Source organism: Arthrobacter sp. (genome assembly GCF_030540645.1).
In the GTDB taxonomy this organism is placed as follows: Bacteria; Actinomycetota; Actinomycetes; order Actinomycetales; family Micrococcaceae; genus Specibacter.
Genome location: NZ_JAUNVV010000003.1, coordinates 25,099 through 44,713, shown reverse-complemented (window position 1 = coordinate 44,713; position 19,615 = coordinate 25,099). Strand labels below are relative to the sequence as shown.

The following is a 19,615-nucleotide window of genomic DNA, read 5'->3' as shown; positions in this document are numbered from 1 at the left end:
GGTGGGACGGTTCCCGGCCGGGTTCGGATGACTCGTGGCTTGCGTGGTTCAACCATTGACAGGGCCGTTCAACGCTTCAACCAGGGCAGGGCCGAACTCAGTTACGTCCCCTGCTCCAATGGTCAAGATAATGTCTCCGGCCACGGCAGCATCAGTTAGCTGCTGCACTGCGGCAGCACTGTCGGGGGCGTAGCCGAATGGCTTCAGCAATTCTTTGGTGATGAGTTCGCTGGTCACGCCCGGGATGGGGTCTTCACGTGCCGGATAAATATCGAGTACGGCCACGGTGTCCGCCAAGTCAAGCGCCTGGGCAAATTCCTTCGCAAATTCTTGTGTCCGGGAGAACAGGTGTGGCTGAAACAGGACATGGACCTTGTGCTCTCCGGCGACTGTCCTTGCCGCCCGCAGCGCTGCGGTCACTTCCGTGGGGTGGTGGGCATAGTCGTCAAAGACCGCGACTCCCCTGGCTTCGCCCTTGGCTTCAAAGCGTCGTGCGGCGCCGCTGAACGTGGCAAGCGCTGCCAAAGCTGCCTCCACGTCCACCCCGAGGGAAAGGGCGACAGCCACTGCGGCAGCGGCATTGCTGAGATTGTGGTTCCCGGGCACCTGCAAGGCAAGCATCAGCGGGGTTACAGCTCCCACCGGGAGCAGATCCGCGCGGAGTTCGATGCTGGCCGTCGTGTGCAATCCATCCTGGCTCCCCGGTACAAGGCGGATATCCGACCCCTCGGCAAAACCGTAGCTCAGGCACCGCTTTCCTGCGTCCGCAGCCTGTGCGGCCAGGTGGGCCGATCCGGGGTCATCGGCGCAGGCAACGAGCGTTCCGTCAGCTGGCAGCAGGTCCATGAACTTTTCGAAGGCGGCGAACACGGCCTCAGCCGTGCCGTAGTGGTCAAGATGGTCGGCCTCGAGATTCGTCACGACGGCAATGTGCGGGCGATAGTTCAAAAAGGATGCATCGGATTCATCCGCCTCGGCCACAAACACGCCAGCAGTGCCGTGCGCAGCATTCACACCGAGTCCCTGGACTGTGCCGCCAACTGCGAAGGAGGCATCCACCCCTGCACCCTTGAGCATGACCGTGATCATCGAGGTGGTGGTGGTTTTACCGTGTGTTCCGGCAACCGCCACGACGACGTCCTCTGCCATGGCGGCGGCCAGCGCCTGAGAGCGGTGCAGTACGCGCAGTCCGCCCGCACGGGCGGCGGTAAGCTCGGGGTTGCTTTCACGGATGGCCGTGGAAACCACAACAGTGTCCGCAGTGGCTACATTGCCTGCCAGCTGGCCAAGATAGACGGTGGCGCCCAAGGCGCCCAGTTCACGCAGCCCCATCGAGTCCTTGGCATCCGAACCGCTGACGGGCACGCCTTGACCCAGCATGATGCGGGCAATGGCAGACATGCCAGCGCCTCCCATGCCGATGAAGTGGACGCGGCCCAGTTCGGCCAGCGTTGGGGGAATGTAGGCCACGGTCGATTCTTCCTGTGTCATTTGATGGGCATTTCCGCTGCAGCAAGGACCATGTCGGCCATGCGCTCAGCAGCATCCCTAATACCAAGTTTTGCGGCTGAGCCGGCCATCCGCGTCAGCCGTGGCTCATCGAGGCACAAGGGGATCACGTTCTCCTGGATCCACGGCCCGTCAAGGCCTGCATCGGGTTGCAGAAGGGCTGCCCCTGACTGGACAAGTTCAGCAGCATTGCGCGCCTGTTCACCGTTGCCAATGGGCAGCGGAACAAAGACAGCGGGCAGCCCCACAGCGGCCACTTCGGAAACCGTCCCTGCCCCGGAACGGCACAGCAGAAGATCGGCTGCAGCGTACACATCTTCCATTCCGTCAACATATTCCACTTGGCGGTACAGCTCGGCTGTCAATGGCGAGCCGTCTGCCCGTGTGAGAGCTTTTCCCTTGCCGGTGATGTGAAGGGTTTGGATGCCTGCACCAGCCAGGGCTTCCACCGAGTCGGCCACCGCTTTGTTCAATCGCAGCGCACCGAGGGAACCGCCGGTCACGATGAGCGTTGGCCGCCCAACTTCAAGTCCAAGACGTTCCCGCGCCCCGGCCCGGGCCTGAACACGGTCAAGTGCTGCGATGGCCCGGCGCATGGGCATGCCCACAAGATGTGCGTGGCGGAGCGCAGTGGCGGCAAAGGCAGTCCCCACATACGTGGTGTACCTGGCCCCGACCTTGTTGGCCAGTCCCGCCTTCGTATTTGCTTCGTGAATCACGATGGGCACCCGCAGCGACTTGGCGGCGAGGTACATCGGGGTGCACACGTAGCCACCCACCCCCACCAAGACGTCAGCCCGGGCCTCCTGGAGAATCTTCTTGGCCGTGGTGACGGCCCGACGCATACGCCACGGCAGTTTCGCCAGGTCCAGGGAGGGCTTACGCGGCAGGGGGATGCGGTCAATGAAAACAAGCTCATACCCTGCGGCAGGCACCAGCGTGGTCTCCAAACCGTCTCTAGTCCCCACAGCCTTAATGGCTGCATCGGGTACGCGCAGGCGGATGGCAGCCGCAATGGCCAGCAGCGGGCTCACGTGCCCTGCCGAGCCTCCCCCGGCCAGCACCACAGACAGCGGGGCTTCCGGTTGGGGCAGTTCCGGCAATGGCTGGTCTACGTTCTGCGTCATGTGGTCTTCAAAGTTCCTTTTGGTTCAGCCAGGGCAGGGTCGGTACGGGCTGGTTCAGCCAGGGCTGGATCGGTACGGGCAAACGACAGGACTATGCCAATGGCACCAAGCACCATCACCAGTGAACTGCCCCCATAGGAGATGAACGGCAGTGGAACGCCGATAACCGGAAGAAGTCCTGCCACCATGGCGATATTCACAAATGCCTGGCCAATAATCCAAATCAGGATGCAGCCACACACCACGCGTGCAAACGTATCATTGCGAGTCATGATCACACGGAACACGGCGAAAGCCAGCACCGCGTAGAGGGCGATGACGACCAAGGAGCCCAGCAGGCCCAGCTCCTCCCCGATGATGGCGAAGATGAAGTCGTTGTGGGCTTCTGGAATCCAGCTCCACTTTTGCCGGCTCTGGCCCAGCCCAACCCCAAACCAGCCGCCGGAAGCCAGTGCGTACAAGCCGTTTTGGGCCTGGTCACACAATCCTTGTCCGTCGTTGCAATTACCGAGCCAGCCCGACAGCCTGGCAGTTCTGTTTCCACTGATGGCCGCCATCACGATGGCCGAAACAAGGCCGACGCCCACGGCACCCAGCAGCACCCGCTTGCTGCCACCACCAAAGAACAGTCCGGCGCCCACAACACCCATGACGATGACAGCGGTGCCCAAGTCGTGCCCCAGCAGAATCAAGCCCACAAGGATCATGCCCCCAGGCACCACCGGCAGCAGGGTGTGCCGCCAGTCCCCCACCAGCCGGCCCTTGCGGGCCAGGACCATGCCTATCCACAATGCCAGCGCCAGTTTAGCCGCCTCGGATGGTTGAAAGCTGAACTCGCCCAAGTTCAGCCAGTTGCGGTTTCCACCGACGGATTTGCCCAGCGGCGTGAAAACAGCAACCAGCAGGACGAAGGAAAGCCCCAGGGCGGGCCAGGCCAGCTTCTTCAGCAACGACGGTGTGGCAAAGGAGAGCACCATCATCAGGACAAAGCCCAAACCGGCAAACATGGCCGCCTTCAGGAATAGCGAATACGGGTCAATCCCAGCGGAGATCGACTCTGCCGCCGACGCGGAGAGCACCGTCATCAAACCGATGCACGTCAACGTCACCGTCGTGGCGATGATCCAGTAGTACGAGGCAGTGGGATGCCCGGAAAATGCGTACAGCCTGCCACGCAAACCCTTCCAGCCGCTGGTGGGAGTCTTCCCGGCCGCCTCCGCGAGAACATTGCTTTGGTCGGCCCCTGCCACGGACTTGCCTTGCTGCGAGGAGGTCTTGGCCACTATGACTCCTTTTTGGCGCTTGCCCGGGACTCCATGAGTTCCCGGACCGCGTCCATGAACGCCTGGCCGCGGTGGGCATAGGAAGTGAATTGATCCATGGAGGCCGACGCCGGTGCCATCAGCACGGTGTCACCGTCGGCTGCCAGGGCCGCCGCCTCGGCAACGGCCAAGGCCATGACGGCGTCGCCGTCCAAGAGGGGCTTCCTCACGGCAATAACCGGAACGTTGGGCGCGTGGTGCGCCAAAGAGGCCGCCAGGGCGCTGCTGTCGGAGCCAATGAGAACCACTGCCTTCAGCCTGGCGGCTTGTGCCTGGACAAGCTCGTCATAGTCGACACCCTTGGACAGGCCCCCGGCGATCCAGACGACGGGGTTGAACGCCGCCAGCGAGGCCGCAGCCGCGTGCGGGTTCGTTGCTTTCGAGTCATTGACCCACAAGACCCCTTCGGAGCTGGCTACCGGCTGGATCCGGTGTTCGCCGTTGTGGTATTTTTGCAGGCCCTTGCGCACGTCCGCCGGGCTCAGCCCATACGCGAGGACCAGGGCAGCAGCGGCGGCGGCATTGGCCACCAAGTGACGTGGAACAAGATCGCCAATGTCGCTGACGTTCGCCAGTTCTACGGCTGAGTCCTTGCGTTCAGCGATGAAGGCGCGGTCAACGAGCAGGCCCTCCACCACCCCCACCATGCTGATGGAAGGCAAGCCAGTGGTGAAGCCCACAGCACGGCAGCCGTCCAACACATCAGCTTCTTGAACCATGCGCTCGGTTTCAATCTGCTCGGCGTTGTAGATGCAGGCAACCCGCGTGTTTTCGTAAATCTTCGCCTTGTCCGCAGCATAGGCGGCGAAACTGCCGTGCCAGTCCACATGGTCTTCGGCCAGGTTCAGGCAGACGCTGGAAACCGGCTCCAAGGATTCGGTCCAGTGCAGCTGGAAGGTGGAAAGTTCCACGGCGAGCACGTCATAGCCTTGGGGATCGCGGACGGCGTCGAGGATGGGGGTGCCGATGTTCCCTGCCGCAATGGCGCGCAGCCCGGCACCTTGCAACATGGATTCCACCATGGTGGTGGTGGTGGTCTTGCCGTTGGTTCCTGTGATGGTAATCCACTGGGCCGTTTTGCGCCCTGCCTTGGTTTGCACACGCCAGGCCAGCTCAACATCGCCCCAAATGGGGATGCCGGCGTCCGCGGCGGCGGCCAGTAGCGGGTGGGTGGGCTTGAAACCGGGGCTGGTGACGACAAGCTCCGCCTGCTGCCCGTCGACGAGAGGCAGCACAGTGGAAGTGGCCTCCCCCAGGATGACGTCACTGACGCCCACTATTCGCAGCGTGTCGGCGTGGGCCCGGGCGTCGTCGTCGTCCGAGGCCGCAACCACCACAACGCGTGCGCCCAGTTCGGCCAGGGTGTCCGCCACGGAAAAGCCGGTTTTACTGATGCCCGTGACCACCACGCGCAGCCCCGACCAGTCAGCGTCCCAGCTGCGCAGTGCGTCAAGCCGGTTTTCTTCGTAACTCACAATCGAACAATCCATTCAGCATAAAAGGCTCCAAGCCCGACGGCGACCATCAGGCCGGCCAGGATCCAGAACCTGACCACCACCGTCACTTCCCGCCAGCCCTTGAGCTCAAAGTGGTGTTGCAACGGCGCCATGAGGAAGACACGCTTGCCCTTGGTGAGCTTGAAGAAGCCCACTTGGATGATCACCGAGCAGGTGATCAGCACGAACAGTCCACCGATGATGGCCAGCAGGATCTCGGTGCGGGAGAGGATGGCAAAACCTGCCATGGCTCCGCCAATGGCCAGTGAGCCCGTGTCCCCCATGAAGATCTTCGCCGGTGACGTGTTCCACCACAGGAAGCCGATCAGGGCTGCGAACATGATCGCTGCCAGCAGCGACAGGTCCAACGGGTCGCGGACCTCGTAGCAGACGGTCTCCGAGGGCACCTTGCGTGATCCGCACGCCTGGCTGCTCTGCCACAGGCCCATCAGCGTATAGGCGCCAAACACGAGAATGGCGGCACCGGTGGCCAGGCCATCAAGGCCGTCGGTCAGGTTCACGCCGTTCGTGGCAGCGGTGATGATCAGGTTGGACCAGATCACGAACAGCACCACACCCAGGGCTGCCCCGGCAAACGCCAGGTTCAGGCTGGGAATATCACGGGCGAAGGAAATGAACGTGCTGGCAGGGGTTCGCCCGTTTTCATTGGGAAAGCCCAGCGCCATGATGGCGAAGGAAATGCCCACCACGGCCTGCCCGATCAGCTTTCCCTTGGGGTTCAGCCCTGTGTTGTGCTGCTTCGTGATTTTCAAAAAATCGTCAAGGAAGCCCACCAAGCCCATACCGACCATGAGGTAGATCATGAGCAGTCCGGATGCGGAGGGCCCGGGTGAGTTGTGGTTCAGCAGCCACACGATCAGGTGCGTGATGAAATAGGCTCCCACCACGGAGCCGACCACCACCGTCCCACCCATGGTGGGTGTACCGCGCTTGACCTGGTGGGTGGTGGGACCGTCCTCGCGGATGATCTGCCCGTAGCCCTTCTTCACGAGGAAGCGGATGAACAACGGGGTGCCGATCATGGCGAAGGCCAAGGCCAAGCCTGCACCGATGAGCAATGCGATCATGGCTGGGCAGTCCTTTCGCTTGAGGAGGCATCTGAGGTGTTGGTTGGGGCGTTCCCCGTGGGTAATGCTATCCGATCGCCCAGAAACCGCAGGCCAGCGCCATTGGAAGATTTCAGCAGGACAATGTCGCCCGGGGCCAATTCGGCCTCCAGCACTTCAAAGGCGGCGTCAGCATCGGGGACGAACATGGATTCGTTCCCCCACGACCCTTCCATGACCGCACCGACGTGCATGGCACGGGCACCAGCGCCGACGACCAGCAGCCGGGAGATGTTCAAACGCACGGCCACCCGACCCACGGCGTCGTGCTCCAGCACCGAGTCCTCACCTAGTTCAAGCATCTCCCCCAACACGGCCCAGGTCCGTCTGGCCCCGCTGCCACCAAGTTCTGCCAAGGTGCGCAGGGCTGCCCGCATGGACTCCGGATTGGCGTTATAGGCGTCGTTGATGATGCTTACCCCGTCGCTGCGGTCCGTGCGTTCCATCCGGTAGCGGCTGGCTGCCCGCTGTTCGTTCAGCGAGGCGACAATATGTTCCGGCGATGCACCGACGGCATGCGCGGCCGACGCTGCGGCAAGCAGGTTCGCCACGTGGTGCAGGCCCAGGAGCTTGCTGCGCACTGGCAGGGCTTCGGTGGTTCCGGGAAAAATCAGGTCGAATTCCGGCTGGCCGTCGGCATTGGTGTGCACATTGCGAGCCTGCAGGAAAAGTTGCTCTGGAGTACTTGCCAATGTCTGCGCCTCGGCAGTGACGGGGGCATCAGCGCTGCTGAAGAACGTGACAGGCGCACCGGAGCGGCTGGCCATGGCACGAACGCGTGCATCGTCGAAGTTCAGCAGGGCCCGGCCTTCAGCGGGCAGCGACTCCACAAGCTCGCCCTTGGCCACGGCAATGTTGTCGATGGAGCCGAATTCGCCTGCGTGGGCGCTTCCCACACACAGCACAACACCGACGTCGGGGTGGACCATGTTCCCGAGATAGGCGATTTGGCCCATCTTGGTGGCACCCATTTCAATGATGAGGTAGCGGGTGCTTTCCACAGCCCGGAAGACTGTCAGCGGCACGCCGACTTCACCGTTGTAGGAGCCCACCGGCGCCACCGTTTCGCCCAAAGGGGACAAAATGCCCGCCAAAAGGTCCTTTGTGGTGGTCTTGCCGGCGGAACCGGTAATGCCGATGACACTCAACGGTGAGTGCGCACGGATGCGCCGGACCACCTCGGCTGCCAGCGTCCCCATGGCCAGCACGGCATTGGCAACGATGACAGCCGGGAAGAAGGTGCCGGCGTCGTCCGCGGACACCTTCCGCTCCGCCAACGCCAACACGGCACCGGCAGCGAAGGCGGGCGCCAGAAAATCATGGCCATCGGCGTGCTCCCCCGACTTGGCCACGTACATGCTGCCAGGCTGCACGTCCCGGGAATCGGTGGCAATGAGGGCCACGTCAACAAGAGCGTGGGGATCGGTGCCTGGTGAGAGGGTTCCGCTGGTCAGTTCGGCGATCTGGGCCGCAGTAAATTCAATCATTAGTTGTGGACTCTATCGTGATTGCCTCGGTGAGCGGGAATCCGCGGGCTGCCAGTGCCGACCGCAGTTCAACCCTGTCATCGAGGGAAAGGTTGACCCCTTTGACTTCTTGGAAAACTTCGTGACCGCGTCCGGCGACCAGGATGACATCCTGCTCGGATGCAAGCTCCACAGCCCGGGCAATGGCATCTGCACGGTGGCCGACTTCTTCCACCACGCAACCCAACCGTTCCTGCGCATTGGCCGCCAGGGCACCGGCCAGGACCTCTGCGCGGATGACTGCCGGGTCCTCGTCGTGGGGGTCGTCATCGGTAATAATGACCACGTCTGCCCCGCGGGCCACCACGGCTCCCATGATGGGCCGCTTGGTGGCGTCACGTTCACCCGTGGCGCCAAATACGGCGATCACGCGGGCACCGGGTGTGTCCGGCCTGACGGCTTCCAAGGCCCGTGCCAGAGCATCCGGATTGTGGGCAAAATCAACGACGGCCACGGGGGCCGTGCCAATAAGCTGCATGCGTCCGGGCACTTCCACCGTGAAGGGGTCATGGGCGTCAAGCACATCCTGCAGCATGGCCGTCACGTCCTGATGCTCCGGTGTGGACAGCTGCTTGGACTGCTGCGCGAACTGCAACTCACTCAGCACCATGACCAGCGCCAGAGCGGCGTTTGCAACGTTGAAGCCACCCGGCAAGCCTGTGTGCACGCGCAGGAGGGCGCCATGTGGTCCATGCACGCTAAAGCGCGAGCCGACCCCGTCGCGGCGCACATCGCATACCTGCCAGTCGGCGGCTGGTTCGCCTTGTTCTTGACCGGAAGTGGCCAACGTGACAACTGGCACCGTGCTGGACGCGGCCATGCGCCTGCCCCAGTCATCATCAACGCTGACGACGGCGGCCCGCGCGTGAGCGGGTGTGAAGAGCGCCGCCTTCGTGGCGAAGTACTCGTCCATGCTGCCGTGCAGATCCAGGTGGTCCTGGGTCAGGTTCGTGAAGCCGGCCATGTTGAAGACGACGGCGTCAACCCGGCCAAAGGCCAGCGCGTGGGAGGAAACTTCCATGGACGCGCAGTCCAGGCCTCTCTCGGCCATGACAGCCAGCAGTGCATGCACATCCGTGGATTCCGGTGTGGTGAGCTTGCTCGGAATGGCCTCGCTGCCGGCCAGGATCTCGATGGTGCCAATGAGCCCGGTAGTGTTGCCAAGCGCCCGCAGCAGGGAGTTCAGAAAATAGGTGGTGGTGGTCTTGCCGTTGGTCCCGGTCACGGCAAACAAATCCAGCCCGGTCCCGTGCGTTTTCCCGCCCGTTCCGTAAACGGCAGCTGAGGCGGTTCCCACTGCGGCACGGGCGTCTGCCACGATCAGCACCGGCACTGCCGACGCCGCACCCACAAGGTGGGCTCCGGCGTCGTCCGTCAAAATTGCCACGGCACCTGCCGCTATCGCTTGGGCAGCAAATTTCGCACCGTGGGCGTGGGCACCCGGCAACGCAGTGTACAGGTCCCCGGGCACAATGGAACGCGAATCAAGACTGACACCGCTCACGTGCACCGGCGTTTCAGCCAGCAGCCTGGCCTCGCTGCCATCCAGAACCACACCCAGCAATTGCGCCAGCTGCCCCAGGTCCGCTCCACCGTTGTGGAGCGGTCGCAGCGGGGCAGGGGCATGGTTTTGCGGCACAGGCACTACATCCTTTTCATTCACAATTTTCACAATCCAGGTCAAGCTACTTGTAAAACTTCGGCAACATGACAGGCGGCGTGGTCGACGGCGGAACATCGTAAGTGCGCAGTACCTGTCCCATCACCTGGTTAAAGGTATACCCCTGGGTGACGCCATAGATGCTGCCCTGCGGGCGTTGGACGGTAATGCCAACCACATACTTGGGGTCGTCCATGGGCGCCATGCCGATGAAGGACGAGGTGTACCCGTCAAAGCCGACTCCGTTGTCTGCCGGCGCTTCGGAGGTGCCGGTCTTGCCGCCGGTACGGTAGCCGGGAATGTCCACCACCTTGTAGTCCGTCATGGTCACCACACCTTCGAGCATGTCGCGGGATTCCTGGGCCGTCTTGGGGCTGACTACTTCAACCCCCGCGGCCTGCGGAACGGTGTCGACCTTGCCATTGGCATCAGTGAAGGAGTCGATGATCTGGGGCTTGAGCCGGACTCCGTCGTTGGCGATCGTTTGGAAGATCATGGTGGTCTGCAGCGGTGTTTGTGCCACGCCCTGGCCAAACAGCACCGTGTACTGCTGGCGGCCGTCCCACTTGCTCCAGTCGGCAAGGATGCCAGGGCTTTCACCCGGAAGCGCTATGCCGGTCTTTTCCCCGACGCCGAACTTTCGCATGTAGTCATAACGCTGCTGAAGGCTCAGCTTCGACCCTGCCATGACGGTGCCGGTGTTCATGGAGTCGGCAATAATGCCGGCCAATGTGCGCTTTTCCGTGCCGTGGACGAACGAGTCGGAGAAGTTCTGCCCGTCAATGGTCAACGTCGGCGGCACCAGGTATTCACTCATCGGCGTGGCCAGGCCTTCTTGGACCAAGGCTGCAGCAGTCATGATCTTGCTGGTGGATCCCGGCTCCACCACCGAACTGACAGTGCGTGAACCAATGTTCTTCGGATCGGAGGCAGCAACATTGTTGGGGTCATAGGAATCACTGTCTGCGATGGCAACGACCTTGCCGGTCTTGGCCTCAATGACGGTGATGCTCGCCCACTGTGCGCTGTACTGTTCCTTCTGCTGCTGGGCAGCCTGCTGGGCGTAGTACTGAATGTCCTGGTCAATGGTCAGCTTCACCGTCTCCCCATCGACGGCAGGCACTGTCCGTACAGGGGCCGTGGGGATGATGATTCCATTCTTACCTGCTTGGAACGTGCGTGAGCCATCAGTGCCCGTGAGCTTGTCATTCATGGTCTGCTCAATGCCGGCCAACGGCTTTCCTGAAGTGTCAACGAAGCCGACGATGGGCCCGCCAACGGCTCCCATGGGATAGACGCGCTTGGTGACAGCTTCTGAGTAAATGCCCGGGATGCCGAGTTCGGCAACCTTCTTCTCAATCTGCGGGCTGACATCCTGAGTGATGTAGTTGAAGTTCGCTTCTCCGGTGGACTTCTTCTTGACGTCCGCGAAGTCCATGCTCAAGACGTTGGCCAGTTGTTGCAGCCCTTCATCCTTGGTGTACTCGACGGTGGTTGAATCGCCAGTTTTCGGATCGACATTCCGGTGCTTGTACTTCGTGTAGTCGGCCAAGTTGATCTGCGAGACGGTGATGTTGTAGCGGATGATGCTCTCAGCGAGGACCTTGCCATTGACATCGACAATTTTTCCGCGGACTGCGGGAAGGCTCTGCACCACAGTTCGCTGATTCTCGGCAGCCTGAGCCAAGTTGCCCACGTCCAGTCCCTGCACCATGACGAGTCTGCCGGCAATGACCAGCAGGAACGCGAGCATCAGGACAAAGCCGATACGCATGCGGGTGCGTCCGACCTTGTTCAATTGTTGTGCAGTTGCACCACGTGCGGACTGGGTGGATTTTTGTGCCACTGCTGCTTTTTCCTTGCGTTCTTTGCTGGGACAGTCGAGGCTGCCTGATCCTAGTTAAACCCTAGCTGTCCTTCTGGGCTGGCGCGGGGATGGTGCCGCCGTGAAGTTCTGGTGCTGCGGCCTCCGCAGGAACGGGTGCGGGTGGAACCACGGCCACAGGCGTCCCGGATTCTGCACTGCTCTTGCCCGCAGCCTGCTGACTTGCTTCCTGCTCGGCGGCGGCCTTCTGGACTTTGGCTGCGGGGCTGAGCGGCACCGTTGACGATCCGGCCACTGTAAGGGCTGCGGCCGGCTTGTCGATGCTGGCTGGAGGAATAATCACCAGACCCTTGGTGTCCGCAGAGGCTGGCTGCGGGGATCCGCTGACCTTGCCGGAACGAACATCAATCTGTCCAGTTGTTCCAGCAGGAACCATGCCCAGGCTGACGGCGCGTGCGACAAGTTCCTGTGGCGACTGTTTGGAGGCGATGCTCTGCTCCAGCTCCTGGTTCGACTTATGCAAGTCCGCCTGCTGGCTCTTCAAATCAACCAGCTCGTACTGTCCCTTGGTGAGGGAGATGCTCATCACCAGCACCACGGTCAGTGCCGCAACAACCACCAGGAACAAGATCACCACGAGCGAAGAACGATTGCGTGCAGGGGTGGACACCACAAGGGACAGGGGGGTGCGTGGCTTGCGCGGTTTCGCCCCGGTACCTGTGAAAGGTAGGTCTGGGTCAGCCGACTCCACATTCAGTGAACGGGCATTATTGCCCACACTCACTGGCGTGGAGCGTGATGCAAGCTGGCTCATTTGGCACTCCTGATTCTGATTTTTTCCACTGCCCTCAGCCGCGCGGATGCGGCTCTGGGATTCTCTTCAATTTCTTCATCTGTGGGGATTTCCGTCCCCTTGGTCAGACGCTTCAAAATGGCCTTGTGCTCTTCAAGTTCCACTGGGAACCCAGCCGGCGCCGAAGACGTTGATCCTGCGGCGAACACCGACTTCACGATCTTGTCCTCCAACGAGTGGTAGGACATGACGACTGCGCGTCCGTGCAGCCCAAGCGCTTCAACGGCGGCGGGAATGGCTGTTTCCAGGACGCTCAATTCTTCATTGACCTCAATGCGCAGCGCCTGGAAGGTGCGTTTGGCCGGGTGCCCGCCAGTCTTTGCTGCACCCGAGGGGACAACGTTGCGGATGATTTCCACCAGTTCCCCAGTGCGGGTCAACGGGGCTTTGTCGCGGGCGGCAACAATATGGTTCGCAATGCGGCCGGCAAACTTCTCCTCGCCCCACTTGCGAATGATCCGCACCAGGTCCTCTTCGGAGTAGCTGTTGAGCACATCGGCAGCTGTTTGACCACGGCTGGTGTCCATGCGCATGTCAAGCGGTGCGTCGAAGGAGTAGGCGAAGCCACGGGCACGCTCATCCAGCTGAAGGGAGGACACACCCAAATCCATCAAGATGCCATCAATGCTCGGAATACCCAAGTCTTCGAGGACCTCGGCGATCTCGTCATAGACGGCGTGCACCAAGTCAGTACGGTCCTGGAAAGGGGTGAGGCGCTCCCCCGCCAGCCCGAGGGCCTCGGTATCACGATCAATGCCGATCAAGTGCAGGTCGGGAAAGCGTTGCAGCATTGCTTCGGAATGGCCGCCCATGCCTAAAGTGGCATCAATGACGATCGGAGTGCGCCCTGCCAGGCGGGCATTTTCAAATGCGGGGGCCAGGAGATTGATGCAGCGGTCTTTGAGAACTGGGGTGTGACGTTCAGAAGTGGGTGGCGTGGGAACTTCCGACGTCATCACTACTCCATTTCTCTTGGTTATCAACCGGAAGGGGTATTCGTTCCCCCGGTGCGCGTGCAAATCTGGCAAATAACTCATTTACTGCGAATAACGTTTGTACTGCGGTGTGTCAGGTGGCGCAGGCCCAGAGCCACTGCAACGCATCGTTGCCAAGTGTGTTCTTGAACCAGATCCCCCTCCGCCCCAAAGCCGCTCCACGCCTGACTCCGGGGAAGGTGAGTCAGGATTGGACGAGCTGGGCGGCTGGAGATCTCATTCAAGATCACCGGCTGAGCCAACGGAAAGTGTCCTGCGAAGCAACACTTTCCGGGTGTTTCCAACTACGTGTACTGCAACTGCGGGTGTTCACTGGCAGTTCCCTGTCAGCTAATTCCCTATCAGCTAATGCCAGGGATGGCGACTTCATCGGTTGCAGAGAAAGCCGTCTCCTTTGCTGCCAAGTAGTTCTGCCAAGCCGTGGCGTCCCAGATCTCGGCCCGGCTGCCGGCGCCAATGACGACCAGTTCCTTCTCAAGACCAGCGTAGGCGCGCAAGGTCGCCGGTATGGTCACCCTTCCCTGCTTGTCAGGGACCTCATCGGAGGCTCCTGACAGAAAGATTCGAATGTAGTCGCGTGCTGCCATGTTGGACAGCGGCGCGTCCTGCATCTGGGTGAGAACCTTTTCAAACTCCCGTGCACTAAAGACATAGATACAGTTTTCCTGGCCCTTGGTCAGGACAAGTCCACTGGCAAGTTCCTCCCGAAACTTCGCCGGAAGAATGATCCTCCCCTTCTCATCGAGGCGAGGCGAATGTGTTCCGAGAAACAACTCACCACCACCTTCTTTCGTCGAGTCTTAGGGATCACGCTGACCCCACCCCCTCCTACGCGCTCCACATTACTCCACAATCCTCCACCGTCAACACAATACCAAGGCGTGTTCGTGGCGTGTCGGAGGAAAAATGCCCGCCATTGCAAGGGACTCGCCGAAGGAAGGCAGGTGGAGGGAATTTGGTAGAGATAGCCGCTGCAGGACACTGGCAACACGTTCCGGGAACCCAAAAGGCACGATTTGCCGTGCAGCAAGTGCTCAGGTGGTGAAAAGTGGAGGGAACGGGAGCACAGCTTCCACAGAGACGGAGACAGCGGCGTACAACAACGAAGGCCACGGCGCAACGCGCCGTGGCCTTTAGATATTCAATTCCTTTGGGAGCGGACTCTGGTAGCGCGCCTACTGGTCGCGGCGGCGTTCCTCCCACTTTTCTTCCAGCCCGTTCATGAACCCACTTTTCTGTTTGGGTCCTGACTTCGTGCCCTGCTTGTCCGCGCTTTGTCCTTCGTCGCCAAACTTCGGCTTGGAGACCGCGATATACACGCCGCCACCCATGATCAGGAAGCCTAGAATACCTAACGGGATTAGCTGTGTTGCCACGCCACCAAGCAGGACCAGCAGTCCTGCAATCATCACCACTACACCAATCACGATGTTGCGTGTTGACAACGACCGTGTGGGTGCTGTTGACAGTGCGTTGGCAAATTTGGGATCTTCGGCATGCAGTTGCTGCTCCAGTTGATCCAGCAACCTCTGCTCGTGCTCAGAGAGGGGCATGACGACCTCCTTCAGGTCAGGGCCATGGGCGTCTTTGCTCATTAACGTCTTTATCGCGTCGATGGTTCCCAACCCTCCGGTTCCACACATGCTGTTTCAGCGTGCGGCCTTGATGGCGTCGGGCGCCAACAAACTTTGAAGTCGTCGATAAGCCAACTCCTACTATCAACAATAGGCTTGATTTAGCTGAACTGAAAGTCACAACCGACATACTGTTGACACAAGGTATGGCAGTGGGTGCAACTAGGGATTTCCCGGCGGTTTTAGGAGTCGTGCCGGCACGATTTTGGCGTTCCCAAACCGGGCAGCAATGGCATCACCCACCACTTCGGCGTTGCGTGAGTGATCATCGCGTGGGTCCAGGGTGAACTGGAGTGGTGCATTCTCCACTGATTCCAGCCGCTCCATGCGAAGCCCAATTAACCGCACACTTTGCGGCCGTTGACCAAGCGCCTGCAGCAGCGACACGGCACCAGCATAGAGTTGCGTTGCGCTGTCGGTGTTCGCACTGAGCGCCTTAGACCGCGTGATGGTGGCGAAATCGCTGTACTTGATCTTGATCGACAAGGTTCGCCCACTCAGCCCGGCTTCTCGCAACCGCCCAGCCACCCGGTGCGAGAGTCGCAGGAGTTCACGGGTGAGCACCGCGTTCTCAAACGTATCCACCGCAAAGGTTTCTTCCGCCCCAATGCTCTTTTCCTGGTGGACAGTGGTCACCGGCCGCGGATCGATGCCCCAAGAAAGTGCATGCAGCGCCACACCGGTGCTTCCCAGCGCCTTTTGCAAGGACGCGCTCGGTGTCGCAGCCACGTCGGCCACCGTGAAGATGCCCAGCCGGGCGAGCACTTCCCTCGTCTTGGCTCCCACACCCCACAGCGCCTCGACAGGCAGGGTGTGCAAATAGTCCACTGTTTGCCCCTTCTCAATCAGCAGCATGCCGTCGGGCTTACACCTGGTGGAAGCCACCTTGGCTACGAATTTACTGGCGGCAATACCCACCGATGCCGTGATGCCCAGTTCGGCTGCGATGCGCGAACGGATCAGCGCCCCAATGTCCAAGGGCGTCCCAAGCCTGCGCAATGAGCCGCTGATGTCAAGAAATGCCTCATCCACGCTGAGCTGTTCAACCGTATCGGTGATGGAGCGAAAGACCTCCATGACCTGAACCGAAACCTGGTGGTAAAGCTTTTGCCGGGGGGCAATCACGACGGCGGACGGGCACATCCGCAGCGCCGTCACCATGGGCATGGCGGAACGAACGCCGAGGGCCCGTGCCTCATAAGGGGCCGAGAGCACCACTGACCGCCCTTCAGGCTGGCCCACAATGACCTTCCTGCCCAGCAGTTCGGGACGGTCGCGCAACTCCACGGACACAAAGAACGCATCCATATCAACGTGCATAATGGTGCAACCTGTTTGATCAGGGACGTGCCCGGCCACCGATGACTGCTGTTGATCTCTCACACCTCAAGTCTAGTGAGCCGCACCCACACTCAGCTGTCCAGACCAGTGACATACGAGCATCCTGCCAGTGAGCCGGACAACAGGGGCGGGAGGACTTCGGCCGGGCATGGGTAAACTGGGTTCGAAGCCACCGCCCCCGGCAGCTAAGGAAACCACCATGACCAGCCCCACCCCGCGCCACGGAGCCTACCGGCCATTGACTCGCAGGAGCCTCTTGGCAGCTGCCGGAGTGTCCGCCGTCGCACTGATGAGCGCATGTTCAGCCCCGGCAACCCCTGTTGCCTCCGCCACAGCCAGCAACTCGTCAGCAACGGCGTCCGCCACGGCCACCTCCACCCCGACAGGCACAACCCGCGCAAGCACGGCACCTGCCACCGGCACGGCCAAGCCATCGGCGGAGTCCGCCGTCAAGGAACTCGTGGCAGGTTTCCCATCGGGTGTGCTGCCGCTGATGAAGGGTGCCGAAATCCAGGCTTCCAGCCTGGTACATGCCAGCCCCGTTTCCACGGCCTCCCTGACAGCCTCCATCACAGCGACTCCGGCGGACGTTTTGAAGAACTACACGACCGTCTTGACCGCGCAGGGCTTCACGGCACAGCCCGGTGACGCAGTTGATGGGGTGCCCTTGAAGACGTTTGTCCGTGCTGACGGGCAGGAGATCGTGACGGTCTCCGTTGTCCAGACAACAGCTACGTCCACCTTCACGCTGGGTGCCACGCTGCTGCCCGCATCGTTCAAATAAGCTGCTGCCCGCCACCGGCACCACATCTCACCAGTTAATGCCACAGCACAAACCCCATGCCGCCCCCACAGCAAGGAATCCCACAAGCATGAACGCCATGCCCGTCCGCGACGGCGCAGCAATTGCTGCCGAAAGCGAAGCCTTCGTTGCAGCAGTTGCGGCGGAACTACATGTCTTCCTGGCCGAAAAACGCGAGTTGCTGCAGCAGATCTCACCGGCCACCCTTGTTCTTGCTGATGCCATCAAGACCCTTGTCACTGGTGGAAAGCGGATGCGGGCCTTGCTTTGCTACTGGGGCTGGCGTGGAGCCGGGGGCGCGCCCGACGACCCCGTCATCATCCAGGCAGGCGCCGCCCTCGAGCTGTTTCAAGCCGCAGCCCTCATCCACGATGACATCATCGACAGGTCGGACACACGCCGTGGCGGTCCCAGTGTGCACCGTCAATTCAGCACTCTGCATGCCGATTCCGGTTGGGCTTTGGATGCCGAACGCTTTGGCCAGGCCGCCGGCATCTTAACCGGGGATTTGTGTCTGTCCCTGAGCGAAGAGATGTTCGCCCGTATTGGCTCCGGGGCGCACAGCCGTGGCCGTGCTGTCTTCAACCTCATGCGGACCGAGGTCATGGCCGGGCAATACCTGGATATCTTGGAGGAGGTGTCCGGACCAACCAAGCCGCATGCGACCGCCGTCGTCCGGGCTTCCTCCATCATCTTGTACAAGAGTGCCAAGTATTCCTCCGAGCACCCCGTGGTGTTGGGCGGAGCCCTCGCCGGAGCAAACGAGCAGCTTCTCACCGGTTATAGTGAGTTTGCCTTGCCACTTGGACAGGCGTTTCAGTTACGCGACGACGTTTTGGGAGTGTTTGGGGATCCGGTAAAAACCGGCAAGCCCGCCGGCGATGACCTCCGGGAAGGTAAGCGCACAGTTCTTGTGGGCATGACCATCGATGCGGCGGACTCCGAAGACCGCAACTTTGTGGATCAGAACTTGGGCCGTGAAGATCTCAGCGATGACGAAGTGGCGCGCATGTGCGCCATCATGGTGGACTCCGGGGCACTGGCGAGCACGGAAGCACTGATCACACAGTTCGGCGAAGCAGCCTTTGGCGCATTGGCCCAGCTGCCGATTGGCGCCGATGCAGCTGCCGCCCTGGCCGCCTTGGGCAATGCTGCGGTGTCCAGAACGGCCTAAACGGCATCAAAAAGCCTGCCAGCTTCCCCATCCTGAGGTTCTCAGTTCCGGGGATGCTGGCAGGCTTTTTCCTGCTCTGGCTTCTTGCAGTCCTGCTACCAGCCGAGGGCTGCAGCCCGACGGCGAATTTCAGTTTTACGGCCCTCACGCAGCGCGTCAATAGGGCGTCCGGGCAGTGACTCATCTGCGGTGTAGAGCCAGGTGATGGCTTCCTCATCCTCAAAGCCTGCATCGTGAAGCACTGTAATGGTGCCCTTCAGGCTGTCGAGGACGTGGTCACCGTCAATGAACTCCGCAGGTACGGCCCTGATGGAACGCTCACCCACGCGCGCTGCTAACAAGGAACCGTCCTTGACAAGGGCATGGACTTTGGTGACCGAGACATCAAGCATCTCGGCGACATCGGGCAGGGGCAACCATTCGCTGACTACTGTTTCAACATTACTCACCCTGACAGGTTCCCACATTTTGCCTGTTCCTGTACAAATTTGGTGATATGTGCGATGGGCTGCGAGACGGCAAAAGCCTACTTACTGGTATTTTCGTGTAAATTCACTTCTAGTCGCTTTAGAAACACCATCATCATTGGCCCCATCCGTAACGAAACCTTGAGGTACGCATCCATGACGCACTCACGACCTTTGACCTCCGGCAGTAAAAAGCTGGTGGCTGTCGCCACCGCCGCCATTCCTTTAGTCATGCTCTCTTCGCTGGCGTTGGCCAACCCGGCCGCCGCGGCACCCGCACCCGCCAAGGCTGGGCAGTTGTACCAAAGCAAGCACGGCGCACTCGACTCACTGTCAGTACGCGCTGCCATTCAGGCACGCACCGCCAGGAACAGCATTGCGGCAGCTGTGGTGGCCAGCTCCTTACCACGGAGCGTCTTGGCCACGGCCGGGGCCATCACGCACACAGTTGTGGCGGGCGAAACCGTTTCAGCCATTGCTGCCCGCTTCGGGGTGTCTACGGAGTCTGTACTCTCGGCCAATAACCTGACGGCCAGCACCCTCATTCACCCCGGCAAGGTCCTGCAAATTTCAGGTTCCGCAACGGCCCAGGAAGCAGCGCAAGAGGCTCCGTCTTCCGAGTCCAACTACACCGTGCGTGCCGGGGACACCTTGGGCGGTATTGCAGCCCAGCACAACATCTCCCTGGCGACGATCTTTTCGCTGAATGGGCTCAGCGGCAGCTCCGTCATCCACCCCGGCCAGAGCGTCAAGGTTG

The 19,615-nt window shown here is 61.1% G+C and carries 17 protein-coding genes; 3 read left to right on the top strand and 14 right to left on the bottom strand.

Translation table 11 applies throughout. The features are described 5' to 3' along the window. Positions 1–48: 48 nt before the first annotated feature. From murC to dinB, 13 genes are all read right to left on the bottom strand, one after another. Entirely contained in the window at positions 49–1,491 is a 1,443-nt protein-coding gene (gene murC / locus Q4P21_RS01305) for a UDP-N-acetylmuramate--L-alanine ligase (protein WP_303387057.1), read from the bottom strand. Next, the gene (gene murG / locus Q4P21_RS01300; protein WP_303387056.1) at positions 1,488–2,636 is read right to left on the bottom strand and encodes an undecaprenyldiphospho-muramoylpentapeptide beta-N-acetylglucosaminyltransferase; all 1,149 of its coding nucleotides are present in this window, start codon (positions 2,634–2,636) and stop codon (positions 1,488–1,490) included. Before murG ends, murC begins: the two co-directional genes overlap by 4 nt. Beyond that, entirely contained in the window at positions 2,633–3,919 is a 1,287-nt protein-coding gene (ftsW, locus tag Q4P21_RS01295; RefSeq protein ID WP_303387055.1) for a putative lipid II flippase FtsW, read from the bottom strand. The genes murG and ftsW overlap by 4 nt, the downstream gene beginning before the upstream one ends. Further along, the gene (murD, locus tag Q4P21_RS01290) at positions 3,919–5,448 is read right to left on the bottom strand and encodes a UDP-N-acetylmuramoyl-L-alanine--D-glutamate ligase (protein ID WP_303387054.1); all 1,530 of its coding nucleotides are present in this window, start codon (positions 5,446–5,448) and stop codon (positions 3,919–3,921) included. The genes ftsW and murD overlap by 1 nt, the downstream gene beginning before the upstream one ends. Then, complete coding sequence (gene mraY, locus Q4P21_RS01285) at positions 5,430–6,542, bottom strand: phospho-N-acetylmuramoyl-pentapeptide-transferase (protein WP_303387053.1); 1,113 nt, start codon at positions 6,540–6,542, stop codon at positions 5,430–5,432. Before mraY ends, murD begins: the two co-directional genes overlap by 19 nt. Beyond that, positions 6,539–8,068, bottom strand: coding sequence for a UDP-N-acetylmuramoyl-tripeptide--D-alanyl-D-alanine ligase (gene murF / locus Q4P21_RS01280; RefSeq protein WP_303387052.1), 1,530 nt, complete (start codon positions 8,066–8,068; stop codon positions 6,539–6,541). The genes mraY and murF overlap by 4 nt, the downstream gene beginning before the upstream one ends. Next, a complete protein-coding gene (locus Q4P21_RS01275; protein ID WP_303387091.1) occupies positions 8,061–9,671 on the bottom strand; it encodes a Mur ligase family protein in 1,611 nt (536 codons plus the stop codon). The genes murF and Q4P21_RS01275 overlap by 8 nt, the downstream gene beginning before the upstream one ends. A gap of 121 nt (positions 9,672–9,792) precedes the next feature. Next, a complete protein-coding gene (locus Q4P21_RS01270; protein ID WP_369598835.1) occupies positions 9,793–11,613 on the bottom strand; it encodes a peptidoglycan D,D-transpeptidase FtsI family protein in 1,821 nt (606 codons plus the stop codon). Between the two features lie 61 nt (positions 11,614–11,674). Then, complete coding sequence (locus Q4P21_RS01265; RefSeq protein ID WP_303387051.1) at positions 11,675–12,406, bottom strand: hypothetical protein; 732 nt, start codon at positions 12,404–12,406, stop codon at positions 11,675–11,677. Further along, positions 12,403–13,401: a 16S rRNA (cytosine(1402)-N(4))-methyltransferase RsmH gene (gene rsmH / locus Q4P21_RS01260; protein WP_303387050.1), complete on the bottom strand. Its 999-nt coding sequence runs from the start codon at positions 13,399–13,401 to the stop codon at positions 12,403–12,405. The genes Q4P21_RS01265 and rsmH overlap by 4 nt, the downstream gene beginning before the upstream one ends. Positions 13,402–13,781: 380 nt before the next feature. Further along, the gene (gene mraZ / locus Q4P21_RS01255; RefSeq protein WP_303387049.1) at positions 13,782–14,213 is read right to left on the bottom strand and encodes a division/cell wall cluster transcriptional repressor MraZ; all 432 of its coding nucleotides are present in this window, start codon (positions 14,211–14,213) and stop codon (positions 13,782–13,784) included. 402 nt (positions 14,214–14,615) lie between these two features. Further along, positions 14,616–14,993 carry a DUF3040 domain-containing protein gene (locus Q4P21_RS01250; RefSeq protein ID WP_303387089.1) on the bottom strand — a complete coding sequence of 126 codons (378 nt, stop codon included), beginning with the start codon at positions 14,991–14,993 and terminating at the stop codon, positions 14,616–14,618. A 243-nt stretch (positions 14,994–15,236) separates the two neighbouring features. Continuing rightward, a complete protein-coding gene (dinB, locus tag Q4P21_RS01245; RefSeq protein WP_303387088.1) occupies positions 15,237–16,394 on the bottom strand; it encodes a DNA polymerase IV in 1,158 nt (385 codons plus the stop codon). A gap of 220 nt (positions 16,395–16,614) precedes the next feature. On the opposite strand from dinB, the gene Q4P21_RS01240 reads away from it, so the two are divergent. After that, a complete protein-coding gene (locus Q4P21_RS01240; RefSeq protein ID WP_303387048.1) occupies positions 16,615–17,199 on the top strand; it encodes a hypothetical protein in 585 nt (194 codons plus the stop codon). Positions 17,200–17,296: 97 nt separating this feature from the next. Beyond that, positions 17,297–18,391: a polyprenyl synthetase family protein gene (locus tag Q4P21_RS01235; protein WP_303387087.1), complete on the top strand. Its 1,095-nt coding sequence runs from the start codon at positions 17,297–17,299 to the stop codon at positions 18,389–18,391. Between the two features lie 95 nt (positions 18,392–18,486). On the opposite strand, the gene Q4P21_RS01230 is transcribed toward Q4P21_RS01235, so the two are convergent. Further along, complete coding sequence (locus tag Q4P21_RS01230; RefSeq protein WP_207344249.1) at positions 18,487–18,840, bottom strand: Rv2175c family DNA-binding protein; 354 nt, start codon at positions 18,838–18,840, stop codon at positions 18,487–18,489. A gap of 174 nt (positions 18,841–19,014) precedes the next feature. Between Q4P21_RS01230 and Q4P21_RS01225 the strand changes: the two genes are divergently transcribed. Further along, a partial coding sequence (locus tag Q4P21_RS01225; RefSeq protein WP_303387047.1) for a LysM peptidoglycan-binding domain-containing protein occupies positions 19,015–19,615 on the top strand: 601 nt, incomplete at its 3' end.